At 72.3% G+C, this 1,004-nt stretch carries 1 protein-coding gene and 1 pseudogene; both read left to right on the top strand.

Annotation, left to right across the window (positions count from 1 at the left end; all coding sequences use genetic code 11):
• On the top strand, positions 1 to 747 hold a 747-nt coding region (locus ACFQ36_RS22940; protein WP_377017900.1), incomplete at its 5' end, for a type II secretion system F family protein.
• Positions 748 to 778: 31 nt separating this feature from the next.
• A pseudogene (locus ACFQ36_RS22935) lies at positions 779 to 1,004 on the top strand (type II secretion system F family protein); the annotation flags it as partial.

Raw genomic sequence — 1,004 nt, 5'->3', positions numbered from 1 at the left:
CGCGGCTGGACCCGGGCGGTCGCCCAGGTCCTGGATCACGCCGGGTTGAAGACACCGCCCGCGGATTTCCTGATCCTGGCCGGCTCCGCCACGGCGCTGGCGGGGACGCTCGGCCTGCTGGCGGCCGGCCCGGTCGTCGCGGTACTGCTGGCGGCGGCCGTACCGCTGGGCACGAAGCTGCTGCTGCGGGTCCTGGCCGCCCGGCGGCAACGCGCCTTTGCCAACCAGCTGGACGACACGCTGCAGCTGCTGGCCGGCGGGCTGCGCGCCGGGCACAGCCTGCTGCGGGCCCTCGATGCCGTCTCGCAGGAGGCGGAGTCCCCCACCGCCGAGGAGTTCGCCCGGATCATCAACGAAACCAGGCTCGGCCGCGACCTCAACGAGGCCCTCGCCCAGACGGCGCAGCGGATGAAGAGCGAGGACTTCGGGTGGGTCGCCCAGGCCATCGGGATCCACCGCGAGGTCGGCGGCGATCTGGCCGAGGTCCTGGACCGGGTGGGCCTGACCATCCGGGAGCGCAACCAGGTCCGGCGGCAGGTCAAGTCGCTCAGCGCCGAGGGCAAAATGTCCGCCTACGTGCTCATGGCCCTGCCCTTTGCCATCGTGGCCATCCTGTCCCTGACCAGCCCCTCCTACATCGGGCAGTTCGGCCAGAGCGTGGCCGGGTACGGGATGATCGCCGCCGGCGTGGTCATGCTCACCATCGGAGGGGTGTGGCTGCGCAAGATCGTCAGTTTCAAGTTCTGAACCGCACCGAACCCGAACCAGGAGGTAGCAGATGCCGCCGCTGATCATCCTCGCCGCAGCCGCCGTGGCCCTGTCGGGACCGCTGCTGCTGTGGAGCATCCTCGCCGGCCCCGGCCGTGCCCGGCGCCAGATCCGGGAGAACCTGCTCCACGGCGTCGCCCCGGGCAGCGGGGCCGGGAAGCCGCCGTCGCCGCTGGTCCGGTATGCCCGGCGGCTGACCCTGCCGGCCAATGCCGCCCGGCTCGACCGCTGGCACG

It is taken from the genome of Arthrobacter sp. GCM10027362 (assembly GCF_042679445.1).
GTDB lineage: Bacteria > Actinomycetota > Actinomycetes > Actinomycetales > Micrococcaceae > Crystallibacter.
This window is presented reverse-complemented; position numbering and strand designations above follow the sequence as displayed.